This is a genomic window from Microcoleus sp. F10-B2, from assembly GCF_036704965.1.
Lineage (GTDB): Bacteria > Cyanobacteriota > Cyanobacteriia > Cyanobacteriales > Microcoleaceae > Microcoleus.
In genome coordinates, this window is record NZ_JAUBTB010000009.1 from 43,499 (window position 1) to 66,922 (window position 23,424).

The 23,424-nt window shown below is 44.3% G+C and carries 16 protein-coding genes; 10 read left to right on the forward strand and 6 right to left on the reverse strand.

What is annotated here, in order from left to right:
- Positions 1-42: 42 nt before the first annotated feature.
- Positions 43-7,452, forward strand: a complete 7,410-nt coding sequence (locus QUA99_RS05575; protein ID WP_333460311.1) for a hypothetical protein — start codon at positions 43-45, stop codon at positions 7,450-7,452.
- 122 nt (positions 7,453-7,574) lie between these two features.
- Here the strand turns inward: QUA99_RS05575 and QUA99_RS05580 are convergent, their stop codons facing one another.
- Complete coding sequence (locus tag QUA99_RS05580; protein WP_333343125.1) at positions 7,575-8,510, reverse strand: glycosyltransferase family 2 protein; 936 nt, start codon at positions 8,508-8,510, stop codon at positions 7,575-7,577.
- On the opposite strand from QUA99_RS05580, the gene QUA99_RS05585 reads away from it, so the two are divergent.
- Entirely contained in the window at positions 8,419-8,631 is a 213-nt protein-coding gene (locus tag QUA99_RS05585) for a hypothetical protein (RefSeq protein WP_333094623.1), read from the forward strand. The genes QUA99_RS05580 and QUA99_RS05585 overlap by 92 nt on opposite strands.
- Before the next feature lies 1 nt (position 8,632).
- Here QUA99_RS05585 and QUA99_RS05590 read toward each other — a convergent pair whose 3' ends face one another.
- The gene (locus QUA99_RS05590) at positions 8,633-9,604 is read right to left on the reverse strand and encodes a glycosyltransferase family 2 protein (protein WP_333237425.1); all 972 of its coding nucleotides are present in this window, start codon (positions 9,602-9,604) and stop codon (positions 8,633-8,635) included.
- Positions 9,605-9,913: 309 nt separating this feature from the next.
- Between QUA99_RS05590 and cobU the strand changes: the two genes are divergently transcribed.
- From cobU to QUA99_RS05605, 3 genes are all read left to right on the forward strand, one after another.
- Positions 9,914-10,486 (forward strand): bifunctional adenosylcobinamide kinase/adenosylcobinamide-phosphate guanylyltransferase, encoded by a 573-nt coding sequence (gene cobU, locus QUA99_RS05595; RefSeq protein ID WP_333237423.1) that lies wholly within the window; start codon positions 9,914-9,916, stop codon positions 10,484-10,486.
- Between the two features lie 277 nt (positions 10,487-10,763).
- The gene (locus QUA99_RS05600) at positions 10,764-11,186 is read left to right on the forward strand and encodes a hypothetical protein (protein WP_333237421.1); all 423 of its coding nucleotides are present in this window, start codon (positions 10,764-10,766) and stop codon (positions 11,184-11,186) included.
- Between the two features lie 77 nt (positions 11,187-11,263).
- The gene (locus QUA99_RS05605) at positions 11,264-13,333 is read left to right on the forward strand and encodes an AarF/ABC1/UbiB kinase family protein (RefSeq protein WP_333237419.1); all 2,070 of its coding nucleotides are present in this window, start codon (positions 11,264-11,266) and stop codon (positions 13,331-13,333) included.
- A 208-nt stretch (positions 13,334-13,541) separates the two neighbouring features.
- On the opposite strand, the gene QUA99_RS05610 is transcribed toward QUA99_RS05605, so the two are convergent.
- Genes QUA99_RS05610 through QUA99_RS05620 form a run of 3 tightly spaced genes read right to left on the reverse strand, consistent with a single transcriptional unit; the run spans position 13,542 to position 14,367 of the window.
- Positions 13,542-13,937 (reverse strand): hypothetical protein, encoded by a 396-nt coding sequence (locus QUA99_RS05610; protein WP_333237417.1) that lies wholly within the window; start codon positions 13,935-13,937, stop codon positions 13,542-13,544.
- The gene (locus tag QUA99_RS05615) at positions 13,934-14,140 is read right to left on the reverse strand and encodes a hypothetical protein (RefSeq protein ID WP_190663068.1); all 207 of its coding nucleotides are present in this window, start codon (positions 14,138-14,140) and stop codon (positions 13,934-13,936) included. The genes QUA99_RS05610 and QUA99_RS05615 overlap by 4 nt, the downstream gene beginning before the upstream one ends.
- A 50-nt stretch (positions 14,141-14,190) precedes the next feature.
- Positions 14,191-14,367, reverse strand: a complete 177-nt coding sequence (locus QUA99_RS05620; protein WP_333343121.1) for a hypothetical protein — start codon at positions 14,365-14,367, stop codon at positions 14,191-14,193.
- A gap of 590 nt (positions 14,368-14,957) precedes the next feature.
- Here QUA99_RS05620 and QUA99_RS05625 point away from each other — a divergent pair.
- Together QUA99_RS05625 and QUA99_RS05630 are read left to right on the forward strand one after the other, a co-directional pair.
- Entirely contained in the window at positions 14,958-16,781 is a 1,824-nt protein-coding gene (locus QUA99_RS05625; RefSeq protein WP_333237413.1) for a DEAD/DEAH box helicase family protein, read from the forward strand.
- A complete protein-coding gene (locus tag QUA99_RS05630; RefSeq protein WP_333237411.1) occupies positions 16,748-17,521 on the forward strand; it encodes a hypothetical protein in 774 nt (257 codons plus the stop codon). Before QUA99_RS05625 ends, QUA99_RS05630 begins: the two co-directional genes overlap by 34 nt.
- A 204-nt stretch (positions 17,522-17,725) precedes the next feature.
- On the opposite strand, the gene QUA99_RS05635 is transcribed toward QUA99_RS05630, so the two are convergent.
- On the reverse strand, positions 17,726-18,835 hold the full coding sequence (locus tag QUA99_RS05635; RefSeq protein WP_333237410.1) for a hypothetical protein: 1,110 nt from the start codon (positions 18,833-18,835) through the stop codon (positions 17,726-17,728).
- 324 nt (positions 18,836-19,159) lie between these two features.
- Here QUA99_RS05635 and QUA99_RS05640 point away from each other — a divergent pair, with 324 nt between their 5' ends.
- The 3 genes from QUA99_RS05640 (at position 19,160) to QUA99_RS05650 (ending at position 23,191) form a co-directional block, all read left to right on the forward strand.
- Positions 19,160-19,342 carry a hypothetical protein gene (locus QUA99_RS05640; protein WP_333237408.1) on the forward strand — a complete coding sequence of 61 codons (183 nt, stop codon included), beginning with the start codon at positions 19,160-19,162 and terminating at the stop codon, positions 19,340-19,342.
- Between the two features lie 441 nt (positions 19,343-19,783).
- Positions 19,784-20,362, forward strand: coding sequence for a Uma2 family endonuclease (locus QUA99_RS05645; protein WP_333237406.1), 579 nt, complete (start codon positions 19,784-19,786; stop codon positions 20,360-20,362).
- Between the two features lie 429 nt (positions 20,363-20,791).
- On the forward strand, positions 20,792-23,191 hold the full coding sequence (locus QUA99_RS05650) for a hypothetical protein (protein ID WP_333237404.1): 2,400 nt from the start codon (positions 20,792-20,794) through the stop codon (positions 23,189-23,191).
- Positions 23,192-23,424 lie beyond the last annotated feature (233 nt).

Sequence of the window (23,424 nt, forward strand, 5' to 3'; positions counted from 1 at the left end):
TATCAAAAAGGTCAAGCTGTTACCGCTAAATATACAGGGGATGTGTCTCTAGCTGACCTGCTCAAAAAAGTTGGAGTTACTGACACCGCAGGCAGTGCGATCTTGACCGGCTCTATCACCGCTCCCAGCTTAAAAATTGATACCAGTAAGTCCCCTTCTGCTTATGAGTTCACCGGCAACATCAGCGGTCAAACTGTCACCTTTGGATATCAAAAAGGTCAAGCTGTTACCGCTAAATATACAGGGGATGTGTCTCTAGCTGACCTGCTCAAAAAAGTTGGAGTGAGCGCGACTGATGGAAGTTCCATATTAACTGGCTCCATCACCAATCCCAGCTTATCAATTGATACCAGCAAGTCCTCTCCTGCTTATAAGTTCACGGGCAACATCAATGGCAAAACAGTCACATTTGGATATCAAAAAGATCAAGCTGTTACCGCTAGTTATCAAGGGGATGTATCTCTAGCTGACCTGCTGAAAACTGTGGGAGTTACCGACACCTCAGGCAGTGCGATCTTAACCGGCTCTCTCACCAATCCCAGCTTAAAAATTGATACCAGCAAGTCCCCTTCTGCTTATGAGTTCACCGGCACCATCAGCGGTCAAACAGTCACCTTGGGGTATCAAAAAGGTCAAGCTGTTACAGTCACTTATCTGGGGGATGTTTCTCTGGCAAACCTGCTAAGCAAGGCTGACATTAGCAGTGCTCTCATACCGGATGACATATTAAAGAGCTCGGTAAAGAACCCCAGCATAAAAATTGATACCAGCAAGCCCACTGCTGTTTATGAGTTTGCTGGAGAGATGGACGGACAGAGCGTAAGTTTTAGTCTCTCTAAAAACACGATTAAATTTGGGTATCCGAAGAATGCCTCTTTAAAGGATCTCGTCAAAAAAATTCCTGTTGATGCCATTAAAACCCTTGCAGATGAAATCACCCCACCTCTGAGCAGTCCCAGTTTTACTATTGACAAGTCTAGTGGCTCTACTAAATACATAGCTTCTGGGGCATTGGACTTTGGAGTTGATGATGGCAAAAATAATTTCTTTGATTTCATCAACACAAAACTGGGCATTAAGAATGTTACCCTTAATGCTGAAGTCAATTCATCTGGAGCGAGTGTCCAAGCAGATTTAGGGACTGATATCACACTATTCAAGACAGGTGATTTCAGTGGAATCCTTAAAGGCTTGAACCTGAACGGGGGTCTACAAAAGGGGCAACCGAGTTTTGGGATTGGAGGGAATCTAATTCTTAAAGGGTACGATCCTTTCCAAAACAACGAACCTGACTTAACACTTTCGGGAAACATTGCGTTAGATCCCACCTCTCTCACAGGATCGTTTGCACTCGATGCAAGCAATAGCTGGAAAAATCCCTTTGGCATACCTGATGCAAAAATTAGTAGTCTAGGTTTTCAACTGGGTGGGACTTATGTAATACCCTGGGTTGATAATGTTGGATTCCGGGGAGATCTAAAATTTGGTGATTTAGCTCTGAATACCGCTTTCTTAGTAGATGTCAATAATCCTGATAAATTTGCTTTGGAATTAACGGCGAAGGAACCAGTCAGCTTGGTTACACTTTGGGCTGGTGGACCAATTGGCTCTTACGCCCTTAAGCAATTGGGTAAGAAAAGCGAGTTTTTCCAAAAAGCAGAAACTTTTTTGAAGGATACTTTAGATGTAAAGATTGTATCTATCGATGGGCCTGATGCAGATACAGAATTAGATCCACTCGTCAAGATGGTACCTTTTCCCACAAAAATTGCTGGCAAGGAATTAACACAAGGTCTTGGTATCAATGGCAAGTTAACTGCTTGGGAGAAAGAAGCCACTCTCAGTCTGAACGCGAATCCCTACGATACAAGCAACCCAAGTTTAGAAGGAGTTTTACAGATTCCTGAAATTGACTTGGGATTTTTGAAGCTGACAGGTGCGGATGGTTCTGAGGATAAGACTTTGGATTTTGCAGTCAAGGTCAGTCCTACTGAACAATACCTTAAAGCAGATGGAAAACTTGAGTTTTTTGGCCAGACCGTTGCTAAAGCCAACGTTGAATTCACCAAAACGAGTGCCAAAATCAAAGATTTTGATTTAAATTTAGGAGTCGTAGCACTAGACATTAACGATTTTTCAGTTGATATTAAGGAAAAGACGGTCAGTGGATCGGGTTCGGTGAAGATTCTCGGGCGAGAAATTGCTGGAGCTAAGATTAATGCTGATAGTAATGGGCTAAAAGTTCAAGGAAATCTTGATTTATTCGGAGCCTTCTCAATCGAGGACGCGATAATTGAGATCAAAAATGAAAACGATATAAAAATCGGAGGGAAAGCCAAAATTTTCGGTCTAGCTCTCGCCAATGCCAACATCAGCATCAAGGATAAAAAGCTAAACGTTACAGGTAACATAGGTGTCGATCTCCCCTTGGTTGGCAATGTGGGTGCAAGTCTTACGATTACCTCGGATGGTACACCTAGTGGTTCCAAGTTAGACGTATCTTTGAATGGTGGAACGCTGGGCGGGCTGAAATATCAACTAGACCTAGCTCCTCTGAGAAGTATCGAAGATGTGTTTGAACGGGCGGCAGGCGGTGCCCTGGGTGCAGTCACTCAGGCTGTAAATGCTGCCGTTGATGGTGTGGTTAATGGATTTAATAGTGTTTCCTCAGGTGTACTCGATACCTTCAATACAGTTGGTGAATTTTTTGGAAGTACGTTTAACAGTGCGCTTAAGTTCTTCGGATTGGGAGGTGACGACCCGTTGGATAATTCCAATGACGTATGGCTGAATGATACGAGCATCTTTGGCTTTAATGCGAACGACTTCTTTGACGCAAAGAAAGGTAATGACTATGTTCGAGGTAGAGGAGGAGATGACTGGCTCGTATTGGGGTCGGGGAATGACACAGGAGAAGGTTGGTCTGGCAATGACAAAATCGAAGGTAACGATAACGACGACAAATTGTCTGGCGACGAGGGAAATGACCTGTTATATGGTGGTTGGGGCAGGGACAATCTCTATGGTGGGGATGGTGAGGATATCCTCAAGGGAGATGAAGATATTGATAGCCTGTTCGGTGGGAGGGGAAATGACAAACTCCAAGGTGGATTCGACAAAGACACACTTTATGGCGACGAGGGAAATGACTTGCTGTATGGTGACCAGGATCACGATTACCTGTACGGTGGTGACGGCAGCGACCTTCTTGATGGCGGGGAGGGCAATGACGAATTAGATGGCGGGCCTGGTAATGACCGTCTCTATGGTTCCAGTGGCAATGATAACCTCAATGGTAAGGATGACAATGACGAACTGCACGGATATCAGGGTAATGACACCCTTGATGGCGGAAATGGCAACGACGTTCTCTATGGTCAGCAAAATAACGATTATCTCCGAGGTGGAGATGGGGACGATGTTCTCTATGGCGAAGACAACGGAAAACAGGGACTAGGCTATAACGGCTGGGACAATGAGGCCGACTTTGTGGCGAATTTGTTGGGACAAAGCTATGACCGTAGCCGGGACAATGACACCCTTGAAGGTGGAAAGGGCAAGGATTATCTCTTTGGTGGAAAGGGCAACGATGTTCTCAATGGTGGGGATGACAATGATGTTCTCAATGGTGGGGATGGCAATGACCAACTCAAAGGCGCTTCGGGCGATGACTACCTCGATGGTGCTGACGGGAATGACTCTCTAGACGGTGATACAGGTACTGACACGCTGTTTGGTCGAGGGGGCGATGACTTCCTTGAGGGTTTTGGGGGTAAAGACTACCTCTATGGGGGTGATGACGACGATAAGCTCTACAGTCATGAGGGCGATGACATCCTGAAAGGAGAAGCAGGAAACGACCACCTCGCCGGTTCGACTGGTAACGATCTCCTCAATGGTGGGGAGGGAAATGACTCCCTCTACGGTGAGGGAGATAACGATACGCTCTCTGGTGGCAATGGCAGTAATGTCCTTGATGGAGGTGACGGTAACGATGTTGCCGACTACAGATTTTCTCGTGTTGATGTTGAAGTTAATTTCCTCGAGAGCAAAGCCACTTTCGGGGGCAACGCAGATAAATTAATTTCGATTGAAAATATCATTGGTTCGGCTAATAACGACATACTCACGGGCGATGCTCAAAATAACACCCTCTCTGGTCAAGCTGGAAACGATAAGCTCTTAGGTGGCAGTGGCAAGGATCTGTTGAAGGGTGATGAAGGCAATGACGAACTCCACGGATGGGAGGACAATGATACCCTAGAAGGTGGAACGGGCAATGACACTCTCTACGGTCAGCAAGGTAATGACTATATTGACGGTGGAGACGGCAATGACGCTCTTTATGGCGAAGGTAACGGGTCGCCCTCTGGTACGAGTAGCAATGACACCCTGAGCGGTGGTGCTGGGGATGACTCTCTCTTCGGTGGTGTTGGCGATGATTATCTCGATCCTGGGACTGGTAACGATACCATTGACGGAGGGGCTGGTAACGATATCTTGCTCTTGACCGGCAAGGAGGAAGACTATAAGTTCACCGAGACACCGACTGGATGGCGAATTGTTGCTCCGAATGGCGATGTCAAAATCGTGAGTGGGGTTGAGAATTTTGCGTTTAAGCCTGACACTACAGTTGAAAATTTCAACCTGAGCTCAGTCTTCGATCGCGATGTCATTGTCAACGGCACGGGGGGAGGCACAGACTCCACACAAGACGGACTTACTCCTTCGGGTGAAACCTTCATTACTCAGTCCTTTGCAACGTTGAAAAACGGTGCGAATGGCAACGGTTTGCCTGACGACGGCTTTTTCCCTGCGAATACCTACCATCAAGACGTTCAGCTAGGCTACAACAACACCAATAACGGCAACAACGCCAAAGTCATCACGACTAACAACACATCCTTTACTTTCCAAGTCACGCCCAAAAATTATTCAGAAATCCAACTGTTTGCCACCAGTACAAATGGCACGGCGGGGATGAATGTGCAATTTAACTATAGTGATGGCACCACTGGGGCAAGCAGCCGCGTAACTGTTCCCGACTGGTTTGACGAAATTCCCACTCAATCATCTTCCAGCTACTATCTAATCGACGGCATGGATCGCAGCCTTGATACAAGTGGAACAAATTATCAAGATGCCAACGATCCTGCCATATTCGGGTTTAGATTCGAGCCCAACTCAGCAAAAACGCTCCAAAGCATTACCGTCACCAAAACCACTGGTTCCACCGCTGATAATTTGCTGGGAGTGTTCGGAGCTACAGGTGTTTTATCAACTACAACGCTTGACACAGATAAAGTCAGGAAATACTACAGCAATAATAAAATCATCGACGGTTACATTGGTAGCGGTAAGGTGTTCTTCGATGCCAACTTAAACGGGGTGTTGGATAATGATGAACCCTTTACGATTACCACGGCGGATGGTGGCTTCGATCTGAACGTGGATGTCGAAAAGTTTGATACCAACAAAAATGGTGAAATTGACTACACTGAAGGCCAGTTTGTTCTGATGGGAGGGATGGACATTATCGGAGGGGTGGATGCTGCCACTGGTTTGCCGATGGCTACGCCACTGACTTCTACGCTACAGTCAAAGGTCGTGACACCTTTAACGACGGCGATCGCCGATCTGGTAAAGCAAGGCGCTGACCCGGCAACAGCGGAAACAAAGGTGAAAGCGGCGTTAGGATTGCCAGCAGGTGTTGATGTGGGCAGCTACGACCCCCTGGAGGCGATCGCCAATGGGGACGCGAATGGTGTATCGGTGTTTGGGTCGATGATTATGGTGCAGAATACGATCGTCCAGACGGCGAAATTCATTGAGGGGGTTTCGGAAACAGAAGTTGCACAACTGGCATTTAGTGCGATTGGTGCGATCGCTGGCATGATGGGTGCTGGTAGTGCGATCGATTTAGGCAAAGCAGAGACAATTCAAGCTATCCTCGAAGGAGCCATTACGGCAGCAGCAAAGTCTGACCCCAAAATCAACCCGACACAACTAGCTGCTGCTGCGGCTGCTGCGGCTCAAATCATGGCTCTGGGCAATCAAATGGTCAAGGATCTGGTGGCGAGTGGTCGCCCCATCAAAGATATTGCCCTTGACATCACCAAATTGCAGGCGGTGTCAGTCGGTCAAATTGCGTTGGGACTGCCGGAACTGGCAGCGGGTACTATAAAAATTGAAGATTTCCTCGCTCAAAACACCAAAGAGGCGATTCTCGATCGGGTGGCGAAGGTGAAGGTAAATGACCCCACAGTTCGTCCAGTTGTAAGTAATGATCCCACCAATGGGGGAAATAGTACAACGCTTGATACTGGCATCGCCCCCGGCACTGGCACCGACACCGAAACCCTTCTGCTTCCCTCCTCCGAGGACACCGACACCGGCAATGATACTAGCGTTGCACCTGTTCCCAGGCGTCTATCAACGCCTGATAGCGCTGAAATCGCTACCAGCACTGAAATCGCTACCAGCACTGAAATCGCTACCAGCACTGAAATCGCTACCAGCGCTGAAATCGCTACCAGCGCTGAAATGCCTGATGATGACTGCATCTGCGACCAAATTACCTATCCCAACTTAAACCGACCGAACTCGGTTGACAACACCATACTCGGCACAGCCGGCATTCAGATAGGCACTCCCCAAAACGATGAATTACTAGGTAACAATGCTGCCAATATATTCGAGGGCAAATCCGGGGATGACAACTTATACGGTGGTGCCGATAATGACATTATTAATGGCAACCAAGGCAATGACTTCATCGCCGGAGGCAAAGATGAAGATACTCTGTATGGAGATGAAGGAAGCGACATCATCCTTGGCGAATCTGGTAACGATTTAGTGTATGGAGGCAAAGGCAATGACTTCTTACATGGTCGCGAAGGTAATGACATCCTTTATGGCAACAAAGATGATGACTTCATCGATGGTGGCAAGGATAATGACACCTTATATGGAGGCAAAGGTAATGACACCATGCTTGGCAGTCAAGGTGATGACAATCTGTTTGGACAGGATGGAACTGATACCATCTGCGGCGGTGAAGGTAATGATTTAATCAACGGTGACGAAGGAGCAGATATCCTGGGAGGGTGTGCCGGAAATGATACTCTGTTCGGAGGCCTAGATAACGATACTCTCACTGGTGGCAAAGGATCCGATCTCCTTGACGGAGGCATGGGCAATGATAGTTTGATTGGCGGTAGCGGCAACGATATCTTTGCCTTAAAAGCCGGTCAAGGATTTGATATAATCGCTGATTTTACCGTCGGTCAAGATTTGATTGGATTAAGCGGTGGTTTGAGTTTTGGACAGTTAGAAATAACTCAAAATACTCAGGGAACTATCATCAAAAACCTCTTGACAGGGGAGCAGTTAGGTGTGATGATTGGAGTGAGTGCCAATGCGATAACATCTGCTAATTTCATGCTGGTTTAAGGAAAGGAAGGAAAAGTGCGATCGGTAAAATAAAAGCGATCGCACTTAACCCAAATCAACATTTATCTGCGTTCATCGGCGTCAATCCGCTGCCATCTGCGGTTAAAATTTCATACCTACTATTACGGCAATTTCACTTCTGTCTCTTGACTGATAACTACTGGTGGCGACAGAGGCGGTTGAGATTCTGCCACATTCAACTGACCGCCACAACAGCGCAACTCGTAAAGTTTTGCATTAATTTGATACTCATATTGACTCAATAACCTTGCATAAATATAGCCAGCTTTTCCATCCAAAAAGCCTAACTGAATAAAGTAAAATAAAATAAATCTGAGCGTTGGTTTAAAAGGCAGCCACACCCAAACTTTTTTGAGAAATCGCTTTCGCTGAACCGCATCTCCAAATAAGTTAGCACCAATTGTGCCGCTGTCGTCGCGCCCTTCAATAATATTGTAATAAACGCGAGCTTCCCAATTAGAATAGCGGTTGTGCCGTTCTATCCAGTGAAATAAATCGCGGTAATCCTCGTGGATCATGTCATTTTTTAAGTAGCCGACTTGACCGGCTAAAATGACGTGTTCGTGAACTTCGTTGTCGCCAGTATTCGGGACGGATTCAGTGCCGAGATTTTCGTAACGTCCTTTTTGATGCTTGAACAAACGCAAATTCCAGTCGGGATATCGGCCGCCGTAACGCAGCCACTGACCTAAAAATAAGACTTTGCGGTTGAGGTAATAGCCGTCAAAATTGGGGTCTTCGATCGCCCGCGCGATTTCGTCCCAAAGTTCCGGGGGAATGCGCTCGTCGCAATCGACAATTAATACCCATTCGTTGCGAAAGGGTAGATTGTCCAAAGACCAATTTTTCTTTTTCGGCCAGCGGTTGTCGAAGTAGAATTGCACTACTTTTGCACCGGTGCTGATGGCAATTTCTACCGTGCGATCGCTGCTTTGGGAATCAACCATGAAAACTTCATCCGCCCTGGCAATGCTGGCCAGACACGCAGGTAGATTAAGTTCTTCGTCTTTTGCCGGAATGAGAACTGAAACCGGAATCTTGGATGAACTAGATGTCATAATCGAGTGCTTGAACCTGAATGCGGTCGAGTTTTGGTGGATGAAATGCGATCGGCACAGCCGCGCCAACGAGTTGAGCAGCGAGGGATATTGCCTATAGCCTAATGCCTGCTGGTCGATTTCGGTGCAAAAATTAGGCTGCGGACGGCTGCACTCAAATAACCGATTTGACCCCAGGCAAAAACGAAATTTTCAAAACGCAGCCCTGGATCTCTAATATATTTAAAAGACTTCCAGACACCCCTCAATATTCTTTCACCCCCTCGCCCAAGCTGAGCAATACCGGCTCGATCGGACAATTGTTCGCGATAACACTCGCTGATGCCTTGCCACCACCCGCGCTGTAGAAACCAAGCTTTGTTGAGCCTTTCTGTCGCGACATGGTGAAGTACCAGGGCCTCCGGTAGATAAACTACTTGCCAACCTAACTCTAAAGCTAATTCTGTGGCCCGCAACTCTTCATTTGACAGCAATTTTGTGCCGACTCTACCGAGTGTGACATCGAAGCCGCCAATTTGTTCGAGAAAAGCGCGCCGGATTGAGTAGTTTACACCCCTGGGAGTCAAACCGGCAGCAGTCACGTACAGACAAGTATCGCCTAAATCGTATGAGCCCAAGTTCAGGGCCAATCCCGGTGACAGCCATTCGGGCGGGCGGACTCCCGAAGGCCAGAGCAAATTTACTTTGCCGCCGGCTACGGCGAGTTTTTGATTGCTTTGATAAGCGCTGTGCAGCACCCTGAGCCAATTCGGATCGGCCATAGCGTCGTCGTCGAGATAAGCTAATATTTCGCTGCGGGCTTGCTTAGCGCCGGTGTTCCGGGCTACTGACAGACCGATTTCGGGTTCCCAGACGTACTTGAGGCGGCGATCGCCCAGCCTTGCTTCTACCACCTCGCGGGTGCGGGAAGTGGAACTTTCGGGACTGGCATAATCGCTAGAAGCGTTATCCACTACTACTACTTCAAAGTTGTCGGGAAAATCCTGTACCAGCAAGCTGTCGATCGCCCCACCTAAATAGGCGGCGCGATTGTGGGTGCAAATAATCGCTGATATCTGAGGACGATCGGGCATAAATAACAGCTTGGGAAATACGGGGGTTCTCGATCGACTGACTCTGATATTGTCTCAACAATGCTATTATCGCTTAAAAAGCATTTGGTAGTTGGCCGTTTAAATCATAATTGGTAATTGGTAATTGGGAATTGGCAATTGGGAATTATGTTTAATCCTTTGTATGTGACCCCGCCCAAAGAAGGGAGACAAGCCCGCGACATTAGTCGCCAGCAGCTCAAAAATTTTAACCAAACTTCAATCTCCCAAAATCATTTGTTGTGGAGTAAATCTAAAATCTAAAATCTAAAATCTAAAATCGACTGACTAATGACTAACTCAGAACTGACTGCATCAAGACAATTAATCTTAGTAACTGGGCCGGTCAGAAGCGGCAAAAGTGAATGGGCCGAAACTCTGGCGGCGGGTTCTGGAAAACAAGTAATCTATGTGGCTACAGGTCGGGTTGATGAAGCCGATTTGGAGTGGATTCGTCGCCTCGACCGGCACCGAAATCGCCGTCCAGTTGATTGGGCAACTCTAGAAGTGCCGATCGAATTATCGCCAGTTGTGCAAGCCGGCAAGCCCTCAGATTGCTTGTTGATTGATTCCCTGGGAACTTGGACGGCAAATCTTTTGGAACAAGAAGCTGCTGTTTGGGCGACGGCGCAGCAAGATTTGCTAGCTAGTTTGAAGTCGGCGGCGGCTGATGTAATTTTGGTAGGGGAAGAAACCGGATGGGGCGTTGTGCCTGCTTATCCGGCGGGGCGGCTGTTTCGCGATCGCCTCGGTACTCTCGTCCGCCACATCGGGGCGATCGCCGATAATGTTTATCTCGCCACCGGAGGTTACGCCTTGAATCTCACCGCTTTGGGTACGCCGCTGCCGCCCTTGAACAGTTAACAGCCGGAGTCGCGATCGACAAGGGAGAAAAAATATCGGTTTCCCGAACGACAATTTTTACTAAAAATTAGGTATAATTTTAATTTAGATTGAAAACTCAAGAGTCATATAAATTAGTCAAAAAACCTAATTCCTAGGGGAAATAGCCCAACAATTTGACATGAGTAATAGCCAAATTTTGAAATTAGGTAAAAGCTAAAATGTCTCTTAAGAAAGAGTGCTAATTTCAAATGAAAAGTCTAAAATAATCAATTAGTTGAAGGGTAGACTAAAAGTTATGGCATCAGATCGTGAAGTAAGAAAATATATTGCTTACTGGTTTCAGTTAGGCAAAAAAGTATTAATTCGCAACGGTTCCGAAGCGCTGCTGCCCAAATCGGTAAATGCCGGCGATCGCTACAGCCAGGAATTTGAAGACTGCTGGCAAAAAATCATCTCCCGCGACAGCGGAGACTGTTACCTCGAAGGCACAAACGAAACAATTGCCCAACTGCTGACACCAGCTTGGGAAATCAGTCCCTGCGCGCGCTGCGCTATGCCCGTAGTGTTCCAACAAACCGGAATGCCCCCGGAGTTCTGTCCCTGTAACGACTTACCGAACTGGCCCGATACCGAAATGCCCCAACCTCGATCGCCCGTCAGCAACCAATTTCAACTGTCAGGAATTCGCGATCGACTCAAAAGATCCAGCGGGGAGTAAGTATATAAGAAGGAAGAAGGGTATTCTTCCTTAAATTGTTACAATATATTTACAATGCTTCACACTAGGTCTGATTTATGAATGTCAAGACAGTATCGCCAGCCTCCCCGCAAACTTATACAAATTCAGGGACTCAGGCTGTACTCGGCAATCTCCAAGATGCAAATACAATTCCCCTGCAAGCAGTACCAGTATCACTAGAGACGGATATAGTAACGGACGATCGGCTCAAATCAGCCAGAGACATAGCTTTCGAGTTGGCCGGAGATGCTGTTCGGTACGATCCAGTGGCGATCGCAGCCCTGTACCGAAATCGACCTCTACAAGTCTGGGGAAGGCTGTCGAGCGTTGTTTGGACATTTTTTAGCTTTGCCTTCAGTGTGTGGTTCGACGGCAAAACAGGTCGTACCGCCACCAACCAAAAGCGTCGCGCCGTCCGACTGCGGGAAATTCTCGGCCAACTCGGCCCAGCTTTCATCAAAATCGGACAAGCACTCTCAACACGCCCCGACTTAGTACCGCCAGTATATTTAGAAGAACTAACAACGCTGCAAGACCAATTGCCAGCATTTCCGAACGAAGTAGCATATCAATTTATCCAAGAAGAATTGGGTGCCCACCCGAAAGACATCTACGCAGAAATCAGCCCAGATCCGATCGCAGCAGCATCTCTCGGACAAGTCTACAAAGGCAAACTCAAAACCGGAGAAACAGTCGCAATCAAAGTCCAGCGACCGGGTTTAGCCGAAAACATCGGCTTAGATATCTACATCCTGCGGCGCCTTGCAGTTTGGGCGCAAAACAACTTCAAAATAATTCGCAGCGACCTCGCAGGCATTATGGACGAATTGGGCGAGCGCATTTACGAAGAAATGGACTACACCCACGAAGGTCACAATGCCGAACGGTTTGCCAAACTCTACGGCCACATCAAAGACATTTACGTTCCCAGCATCTACTGGGAATATACCCGCCGCCGCGTCTTAACAATGGAGTGGATCACCGGCATCAAACTGACGAATTTAGAAGCCGTTAAAGCTCAAGGAATCGACGCTCCTTACTTAATTGAAGTGGGGGTGCAGTGTTCTCTCAGACAACTCCTAGAACACGGTTTCTTTCACGCCGACCCGCATCCCGGCAATCTTTTGGCAACTCCTGACGGTCAATTAGCTTATCTCGATTTCGGGATGATGAGCGAAGTTAAACCTTATCAGCGGTACGGCTTGTTGGAAGCTGTGGTGCATTTGGTGAACCGCGACTTTGAAGGTTTAGCAAAAGATTATGTGAAGTTGGAGTTTTTAACTCCCGACACCGATTTAACGCCAATTATTCCAGCTTTGGCGGGCGTATTTAACAATGCTTTGGGTGCTAGCGTTGCCGAACTCAATTTCAAAAGCATTACTGACGAGCTTTCGGCGGTAATGTACGAATATCCTTTCCGAGTTCCAGCTTACTATGCTTTGATTATTCGATCGCTCGTCACCTTAGAAGGGATTGCCATCAACGTTGACCCCGAATTCAAAGTGCTCAGCAAAGCTTATCCTTACGTTGCAAAACGGCTGTTGAGCGACCCCGCACCGGAATTGAGAGCATCCCTGCAAGATTTGCTGTTCAAACAAGGCGAATTCCGCTGGAACCGCTTAGAAAACTTGCTCAAAAATGCCCGCGAGAGCGAAGATTACGATGTGAGCAAACTCTTGAACCAAGCATTAGAATATTTATTTTCCGAAAGAGGAGATTTCATTCGCGATCGTATTGTCCTGGAATTAGTCAAAAGTCTCGACACACTTTCCAGCAACGCCTTTGCTAACGCCAAAGCAGTTGTCGGCGAATGGTTTGGAGTCAAGGCAAATCAACCTGTGGTTTCACCAACTGAACAAAAAAACCTCGAACACATCAAGCGGATTTGGGATATTTTGCAATCAACTCCCGGTTTTGACACGATGAAAGTATTGCAGCTTCTTCCGCAATTGTTGGTGAAACCCGAAGTGCATAACATGGGCCAGAAAGTAGTCGGCGGTTTAGCTCAAAGAGCAGTTGCTAGGGTAATTCGCGAGTTTTTGCTTTCGCAGGAACCGGCAGCAATTCCCCAGAATGGAAGCTATGCTAAAACTTCGCCTCAGTTGTCTTTACCTGCGGCAAAGTAGTTATATCGTGTCAGGTGAATTGACCGTAATTTCTGTAGGGGCTGGTTCACCAATATCTACAATAGAAACGAGAGATTCTATAAACCCGCCCCGGCTGTTGAGCGCGGTCTATCGACCGCACATGATATTAGATTGGGATTTTTTGACCGCAGATATTAGCAGATAAACGCAGATGAACGCAGATGAAATTTTGTCTGCGTTCTTTTAATTAAGCTAATGCTTTAGCTGCTGCTAAAGGTTCAATTTCTTCGGGCTGGGCGTGACGGCGTGGGTCATCAAAACCCCAAGCAAATAGCCAATCGGGGTCAGCGTTACCGCACCCGATCGAATATATTTGGCTGTGTTTGAAATGCTTGAAAAACTCCTGACATTTTTCATCGGTCATTAGCGATTCATCTAACGGCAGGTCGTGAATTAGGGCGTATAAATCAAATTCGTTTCGCTCTGGATTCCATTGATAACGCAATTCAGGAGTGTAACCAAGTTCTAGCAGTTTTGTCAATGCTTCATCAGGGTTTTTATAGCTGTCTAAGTGAACGCGGTTCAGGGAAACAACTACTTGTACGTGGTGGTACTTTGCGGGTGTTAATTGATATTCGGTCATCGGTTTTTCCTTTTTTTCTCATCACAGGTGTAATAGGTTCTTCCGGTTGCGTCGGGGTGTCTTGTTGCTTCGCGGTTCTGCTGTTCGCATCGCTTAGCAGCTTCTGCATCACTCCGAGCATAAAAAGGTCTGTCCGGGTGTTCAGCGAGTTCGGCTTCCAAGTCTTCCCAAGACTTTTCTGGGTTGTCTGCGTCTCTCAACATTTGTCCCTCGGGAATCTGTCTGCGCTAGAGGTCATTTACTTAATGTCTCCTCAGTCTTGAACGTTTTGCCCCGCTTTAGTTTTAGGATCGGGCGGGGTTTCTGCTGTCTCTAGCCATTGCTTCATCAGTAAACCGATGACTTCGCTCATTGGCTTTTCTTGAGCTGTGCAAGCTAGTTTGAATCGTAGCTTTAGCCTTTTATCTACGTAAACGCTTAGTTCAGCCATTTCAGGTGGAATTTTTTTAGCCATGTCTCTCATACGCGCATACCTGTATTCTCGCATCTGGCGAGGGGGCGGTTTACTACGTGGCGACTTGACTACGTATTGCGCGTTTGCGCGATATACGTTATCATACCTACATAGCCAAAAAACAGCAACCCCACCGCATTCAGAAATGTTGTTGCCCGAAACGCCGAACCAGGTATCGCTACCGGATTCTTCCAGCAAGATGTCGCTGTCGGCTTCGTGGTCATCCTCTTCACACAAGTAAAGACAGCTAGCTCATAAAATCTTTATGTTGACTAAAACTTCAAAAATAGATAAAATTTCTACAGTAGATCTTTTTACTTGCTGCGTAAGCCTTATAGCTCTTTCAGATGCAGAATCAGAGTCGCTTCCTTCGATCGAAACGGCTACGCGCTGCCCTTTGGTATGCCGCCAACGGCAAGTGCCAGCATTGCAGATGCGATTTGCCTTCAGACTGGCACGCAGACCACATTGAGCGATGGGCAGAAACTCACAGAACCAATGTCCACGAAATGCAGGCATTATGTCCCAAATGTCATCATCAAAAAACTGCTGAGGAGAACAGAAACATGACAGATGCAATCCAATTAGACCTTTTTTCTTCACAATCTCCTAAAGAACCTCTTAATTTAAGAAGACATCAAGATGAATTTTTACAAATCTGTAAACGCATAAAGGCAGGCGAACAAATTAAAAAAATTCTCATGCTGGTTACGCCTGGAGGCGGTAAGAGTCTTATCCCAGTAATTGCTGCTGCAAACTTAATTCCAAATCGTAATTCGGGCAACAGCTTTCATGGAACCATAGCTGATGCAATCTGTTGGGTTGTTCCCCGACTAAATCTCCAAAAGCAAGCAGAAGAAAATTTTGAAGATTGGTATTTCAGAAATCTGCTAGGGCATCAGCATAGAATTATGGCAAATAATAATGAGCCTAATCCATGCAAGGGAATGAATGGCTATGTAGCTACATACCAGGCTATTATAGCAAGTCCCGATCTTCATGCTCAAGAACTTCGACGCAAGCGTTATATTCTAGTGCTGGATGAGTTTCATCATGTTGAGCAAGATGGAGCATGGCATGGAGCGTTGCAGCCATTGGTAGATCGTGCTGTATTAGTCATCTTAGTAACAGGAACCGGTGAGCGTGGAGATCGGCAGCCAATTGCTTTTATGCCCTATAAAGCAACTCCTAGCGGTCTTACTCCAGATATATTAAGTAGTAAAGGTACTGTAGTTATTGAATATACGCGAGGACAAGCACTCAGAGAGGGCGCTATTGTTCCTCTCCATTTTGAATGGGGTGATGGACAGGCTGAATGGATAGACGAAAAAGGGCAGAAAAATTCAGTGGAAAGCCTAGCAGAGGCTGGAGACTATAGGGGCATAGCACTTCGCACAGCGCTTAGTACCGGATACGCCGAGCAGTTACTCACAAAGTGTGTTGATAATTGGAAGTCACATAAAAAAGATAATCATAGAGCTAAGCTATTGGTACTCGCGCCATCAATAGCAACAGCTAATCAATATTTGGGGTGGCTGCAAAAGTTAGGAATAAAAGCCTTAAGAGCCACAAGTGATGAATCGAAAGAAGCGCAAACAGCAATTAAAAGATTTAAGAAACACTACAATTACGGCGATGCAAAAGCAGTTGATGCTTTAGTAACAGTGGCAATGGCGTATGAAGGGCTTGATGTTCCGGCAATTACCCATGTTGCCTGTTTAACTAATATCAGAAGTAAGCCTTGGCTGGAACAATCATGGGCAAGGGCTGCGAGGGTCGATCGAGAAGCTGGAAGTTTGAAAAAAACAGGATTGATTTATCTTCCGGATGACCAATTAGCCGGGGATTGCGTACAAAAAATCATGGCCGAACAAGAGCCTATTCTGAGGGAAAGAGAATTAAACAGGCGTGACAATGGCAAGGGTGGTAATGGGGAGAATGATGCTAAAAACAAAGAACAGGGATATAATAGTATTATCGCATTAAATTCAAGTTTGACACGCTCAAGAGCATCTGATTTAAGTAACGGGGAAACTGTTGATTATGCTGAAACCGCTATACTTCAATCAACCGCACAGGAGTTTGGAATTAGTGGCAGCACTATAAATCTGAAACGTTTTATGGAGTCGTATAATACACGGCGAATTAGCACTGAAGTTTATGCAGACTCATCAAAGCAAGAATCGTTAACCCCAAGTGAAGAGCTGTCCATTATACGAGACCAAATTGAAAATTATGTCCGTCGCTATACAGCCAAGAATGGTATGGAGTTCAAAACCATTAATGGGGAAATTGTCAAAGAATTTCGCAAGTCACGCAAAGCAATGGCACTTGAAGAATTGAGGCGGGTGTGGGCATGGCTACAAAGCAAATATCCAATGAACGATTGAAAGCTCACATAGAAACTCTGGGCAATGCAGGCGAACTGAATGCACCTCCGGGCTCGCGCCCTTGGGCGATCGCTGTAAGGCTGGAACTGCAATCAGCCTTACATGATGCTGCATTCAATGCTCAACAGTTGAAAGCATGGCGCGATCTGATGAAGCAATTCTCTGGCTATCATCAGCTTGTTGACGATCGTGGACAGCCATTCAAGACTTATGAGGAACTCTGCAAGGCTAAACCACCATTTGGTTTGGGTTACGAGCCGTCATATATTGACAAAATTATTCAGGAACTAGCATCACCTAATGCAAAGACCTTTGAGCCTGAAGAAGATCAATTTCAAGAGCAGGGAAGTTCGTCAAAATATTTGGAAAAATTTTCTAAGCTGGTTCAAGCTTGTCCAGACCAGCAGCCTATAAATGCAGTTAAGATTAAACGAGTATTGCGGACTTGTTTAAGTAACGCACACCGTTGGAGGAAATGGTGGCTAGACTTGGGATGGATTGAACCATTATCCGGTAATAAACGTGGTTATTACCAAATCACCGATCGGGGGCGGAAACAGGTGAAAAATTGGTTAGAAAAAGTTCCATCTACTAGCCTAAATACCTCTTCATATCTAAAGATTCCTCGGCATAATTCCAAGAGAGCTGGAGAGGCGCTAATTAAAGATTTGGACTCTGAGCAACTCAGAGAAATTTACAGTCTAATCGGAGAATCACTTGCGCTTGAAAACAACCCATAATAAAAACCCGGTTTTTTCAACAGCACTTATGCAATGGGCATCAAGACAATCACTTGTAGGGTGCTCTACTACTTTCACGATCGACGGATTATCGAGGGCTTGGGATAGTAGAGTACCTTACTAATTCTGACACTTGCATAATTCCTGATTTTTTAACCGTAGATAAACACAGATGAACGCAGATGAAATTTCGTCTGCGTTTTTTTAATTAAGCTTGAATCCTTTAGCGGCTAATTGCTGGCGGAGACTTTGAATTATTACGCGATCGAGAGTATTTTCACCGCTATTGGTACTAGATTGGCGCTGTTGTTCAATATATGCTGCACGCTTTTGAGATAAGTCGCGGATCGTTTTTTTAATCGCCTCTCTTTCGGTTTTCTTTCCAGCTACATATGCTCTTTTTTCTGCTAGTGTCATCCCTCGCATGATTTCTGGTAAATTATCATCTGATATTGCCTCTAGTTTAACTGTTCCGTTTTCGAGGGCATCCAGCAAGTCCCAAGAAGCATTATCATAGTATTCAGAAGCTTTGGAGGCACTACGCGAAGCAAAACTTGTGCCAGCATTACTATCTTCAACAGCTTGACGTTGTTGTCCTACTCTTCCTTCTCTACCGTAGGGAAGGTAGGTTTGATTTAGTTTAGTATTCCAAGTAGAAATTTCGTCGTCGTAAGGAGACTTAATTACCGCAATTTGTTGGTTTTGATTAATGTTGAAGCTACTGCCTTTTGCTAACTCGGCTCCTGATGCCCAAAGTTGTCGCTCCTGACTTTCGGCTGAACCACAGTAGATTGTATTAACGAGGGTATCTCCTTTGACAGCTAGATTGACTGATTGATTCCAAACTATTGGGCCTTGATCGAAGGGTTCATTACCCGCAATAAAAATCACGCGAAAATCTGCCGGATTTTTACTCCAGTTTAATTCTTGCATTGCCGAACGAATTACCCAGCCAGCATATTCTTGACCGCCGTTGGTTTTGATACTAAATAGCTTTTCGGAAACTAAATCTAATTCCGGCGTAAATCCAGTTAATAATCTGACAAAACCTTCCGAAGAAGGTAAAGTGTCATTACCATAATGGTAAAGGGCAACTTCTAACTCTGGCACTTCGCCATCTTTGGTTACTTTGGTTAAAAAATTAACAATTTGCCAAAGTTGAGTACGAGTCTGGTCAATCAATCCATCCATGCTATTACTAGAATCTAAAAGGATGGCTATCTGAATTTTGGCTTTGGCGAAAGCTGCTGTGGGGGAACACAAAATACTGAGGGTTAAAGCTGTAGTGAATAAAATTCGAGTTAGTTTTTGCATGGAATTTCCCCTACAAATTTATTTTTTACCCAATTATAGTCAGTGGGAAATGGATTTAGTCACTGGTGTCAAGTTACTTGTAACAACATTTTACATTTTTCAGAAACGGGCAAGATGCCCGTTCCACAAAAGTTATTAGTAGGGTGTGTCAGCTATGATTATTTTCGGTTGAAACTAAAAATCTAATAGCTGACGCACCACACAAAACTCAAGGTGCGTCAGAATTATATTTTTGGTGATGATTCATAATTTCGCAACTGACGCACCCTACCACTATTCGCAAAAAACTCGGTTTCTGGGCACTCATGAGACAATATTGGTAAGATGGTAATCATCGATATTGAGACTGGTGATTGCGAAATTGACAAAAATGGCTTGCACGCATCAAATAGTGTCAATGAAAGACATCCAACTGCTCGATTATTTGGAATTCGCATTGCTTACAACGTAGCAGCTTCTCTTGGTGGCGTGATGGATTGGTGTAAAATAAAAGTCCGTTTGTTCTAAAACACGTCGGTGATGGATGGTGCTTTATGTCTCACGCTAATCTAGACGATCGAGAATTCAGATCGTTTCCTCGGAGCAAAATCATCCAATGCTAACCCTAGACCAGCTTATTTCCGAAGCAACTGCCCTACCCGATACCGCCAAGGCTATCCTCCTCGACAAGATCCTAGAAAGCATGACAGAACAGATCGAGATGTTTTGAACGAGGGCGTACAGAAAGCTCAAGACCGCATTGCCGAGATTGATAGTAGCACAGTCCAATCCATTCCAGGCGATGTTGGCTTGGCACAAGTTCGACAATTGCTCGGAAAATGAAAGAGGATCGTAAATCTCACATCTCCAAGCTCAAATCGAGGTAACTTACGTAAGTTTACCAGATAGTGTCACTTTTTATCGAGTTGTGAGTTGGTATTATTAACTTTTGATTAATGGAGTATTGTGATGATAGCAGCACGAGATAACGATCGGCACTTTACACCTGAAGAGTATTTTAGTTGGGAGGATCAACAACTGGAAAAGCACGAGCTAATCGATGGTCGAGTTTATGCGATGAGTGGTGGCACTAAAAATCATAGTGCGATCGCAATTAATTTCTTGTTGTTAATTCGCTCTCATCTGCGGGGCGGTCGATGCACTGTCTTTAATTCAGATTTAAAGATTAACATTCTCAATACACCCAACTATACCTATCCCGATCTAAGCGTGACTTGTGACGATCGAGATAGGGAGCATCCTCTTTATATTACCTATCCCTGCTTAATTGTGGAGGTTTTATCGGATAGCACCGAAGCTTACGATCGAGGCAAGAAGTTTGAGAAGTATCGCCGCAATCCAAATCTAGTTGATTATGTTTTAGTCAGTTCGGATGAAATGGCGGTCGATATTTATCATAAAAATGATGCTGGTGAATGGGTGATTTTGAGCTATCGGGAGGGCGATCGGGTTGAGTTTCAAAGTATCAATCTAAGTTTGCCGATCGAGCAATTATATGAGGAAATTATTTTCGATCGACAGCCCTAGATATACGATCCTTACACGTTATATTTTAGAGGCAATTCTGGTAGAGCCATTCGAGCAATAAAATTTTTCAGAGGAGGTAATTTTTGATGAAATTATGTGATAATTTGGCGATCGGTGAGGTTAATTCCAAAATCTCAAATCTCAAAGCTTAAATCAATCGAGGTAATTTATGTAAGTTTACAAGATCGTGTCACTTTTTCTCACTAGCAGGGCGATCGGGATGGTGAATTCTTTGAGTTAAGGTAGACAACAAGCTGTTGAGAATGTTCGGAGTTTAAACCGCAGATATGCGAGATAAGCCAACTAGAAATTTAATTGTACCGCATCTGCGGTACAATTATAAGTTATATTGCTAACTTAAAAATGAAATTTTCAGGGCTGATTGCCGTAGTTTGAGATAAGTTTTTTGTTAAATTAGCCGGAGTTAATATGCCTGCGAGTGGAAGAACTGTTTGGAAAGAGTGGGGAAGCAAACGTCTCTCAAAGTTAAAAGGAGAAGATTTTATAGCTGAAATTAGCCCATTAATTAGGTTGTTTCACCCTAATTTGCAATCTAATAATATTTCTGGAACACATTTAACTGTTTGGAGTGATAGTGATATAACTCCATATGCAATTCAATGTCAAGGATTTGACAATTTAACTCTTGGCATTGAGCAGGCAAAGCTAGTTGAAGAGCAAATTAATCAATTTATACAATTAGGTTTTTGTTGTGAGAGATACTACGTAATCCATAACGGTTTGTCTGGCTTCGGCGGACAGCAGTTTAATGAGTTTAATAATTTAGTGAACGATTGTCTTCAGAGACTTCTTGATCTACATAGAGCAAGAGAAGTGAGGCTTCTCGATCGTTCAGTTTTTATTAAAGAAGTCAGTCAGCGATTAGAGAATATTCTTGAAGAAAGCGTTAGGAAGAAATCAGAAGAAATTAAATGTGACATCCAGTCTCGTTTGCGATTTAGCAAATACTACATTCCTGGTGTACCTCTCTTTGAGAGCCAAATACAATTTAGAAGCTTTGACCTACCAAATTTAGGAACCCCTAAAAATCTTCTTAGCAAGGATACTACTGCACATGAGGTGGTACTGAGTAGTTCCTGCAAGATAAGATGGACACTTCTGCATGGTGAACCTGGAACCGGAAAAACAACCACCGCATTGCAAGCTGCAACTCAAAAAGGAAAAACTGTTTTATTTGTTCCTTGTGAATTATTTGAATTTTATGATCTTCAGAAAGGAACAAGTATTCTACTTAACCAAATAGTTAACGTACTAGGCTTATTAGATGATTACTTTAGTGATGAAGACAAAGAAATTATTCTAAAATTTTCAGGTTCAACTCTTGCTAATATCCTAGAGCATTCAGAAGATCATGCATTGATATTTGATGGGTTAGATGAGAATAGATTTTATAGTGATCCTAATGCTGGAGGGCTAGAACGACTCAGTTCAAGGTTAGAGGATTTTGATTGCCCTGTAATTTTAACAACAAGAACTTCTCATTTTAAAGCTTCATTTGAGAGGTTTAGTCAGTCACTTGTAAATTCTCCTCAGCCATCGCATCATCGCAAAAATTCTCGTTTGTTGGAATTGTCAGGATGGCAAATTGATCAAGTCGTTCAGCTTGTAGATGACATCTTAAATGATACAGAAAATCTTACACAGGAAGAGTTAGAGAGAATTTCGCAATTTCGATGTATTCTTGTAAACGGAGATTATTACTTATTATACAATCATCTTCCATGTAATCCATTATTTTTACAGTTTATTCTTGAGGAAGTCATTATTTCTGGAATTCGAGAATCAAACAGAATCTCTCTTATACATCATTGGGTGAGAAGTAAGATTCGCAGAGATTTAATGGTTAAATCTCGATCTTTTATGGTGAAAAAAGAAGTTCATGAATTTGAATACTACATCGATAAAATGCTCAGATTGATGGAATATGTAGCCAGTAAGATGATAGCGGAAATTGATGAGGGCTATGAGCTTAAAGAATATCTCGAATTTTCAGATATTGAAAATAGAATATTAGAAATATTTAATATTAAATCAGCTTCCCTCATAGATATCCTATTAAACTCGGCACTTACGTCTCAAGCAAATTTGTCGCGATCTCACTACAGAAGCTCACGAGAAAGAGTTACTTTTGTATTCAAAGTTTTTCATGAATACTTTTTGGCTTGTTCTTTAGTCCGAAATTCAAAAAAATGCTTTGGCTATCCTAAGTCAGTAAGAAATTTTTATTCTGAAATTCAAAAATATCTCAAACAAGATGAAGACTCTGACTTTGCAAGATACTTAAATAAATCTGAACATCAAAGTTGTCAAGATAATGATAATGCTAAACTCTTGTTGGAATTCATGAATAAACTAGATGGGAAGTTAGATCAGATGTCAGATTCTTCAAAGCCCAGCAACCAGTATAATTTTAACGCTCCGATTCATGGCCCTGTAACCACAGGAGGAAAAGTCAAAGAACTAAACTACACCTACAACGAATATGCTCAAGATCCAAAATTTGTTCAAGCATTAGATGATATTAAAAAGTCTCTTGAGAACTTGAGGCAGAATAATGCTTCTGTCTCAGACGATGAGTACGTCGATATCATTGATGCTGAATTTGAAGATGTCAGAGTTAATGAACCTGAAAAGTGGGCAAGTTGGATGAATGTTCTTCAAGTCTTATTTTCAGGAGGTGTAGAAGCAGCGAAGGCTTTCAATCCTTGGGTTGGGATTCCAATTGAAGTTTTGAAAACAGCGTACAAGATCCATCGAGAAAAACACAATAGTTTACCAGAATCACAATCACAGGAAATCTCTTCTTAAAAGTTAGTCACAAAGTGCAACGTGTATGCTGCAATATAACAATCCGCTTGCACCCGACCGTTTACAGTCTCTTCGTTGAGTTCGAGAGGTCGTTTACGGCGGGTGAAGCGGAACGTTAGACCGCAAAAATTACCTGTGTGGACTTAACCCGGAGGTTAATCGTGAGGCACAACTGATGCAGGTTTGTGAAGGTACTGCAAAAAACCCGGTTTCTTCAAGAAGCCGGGTTTTTA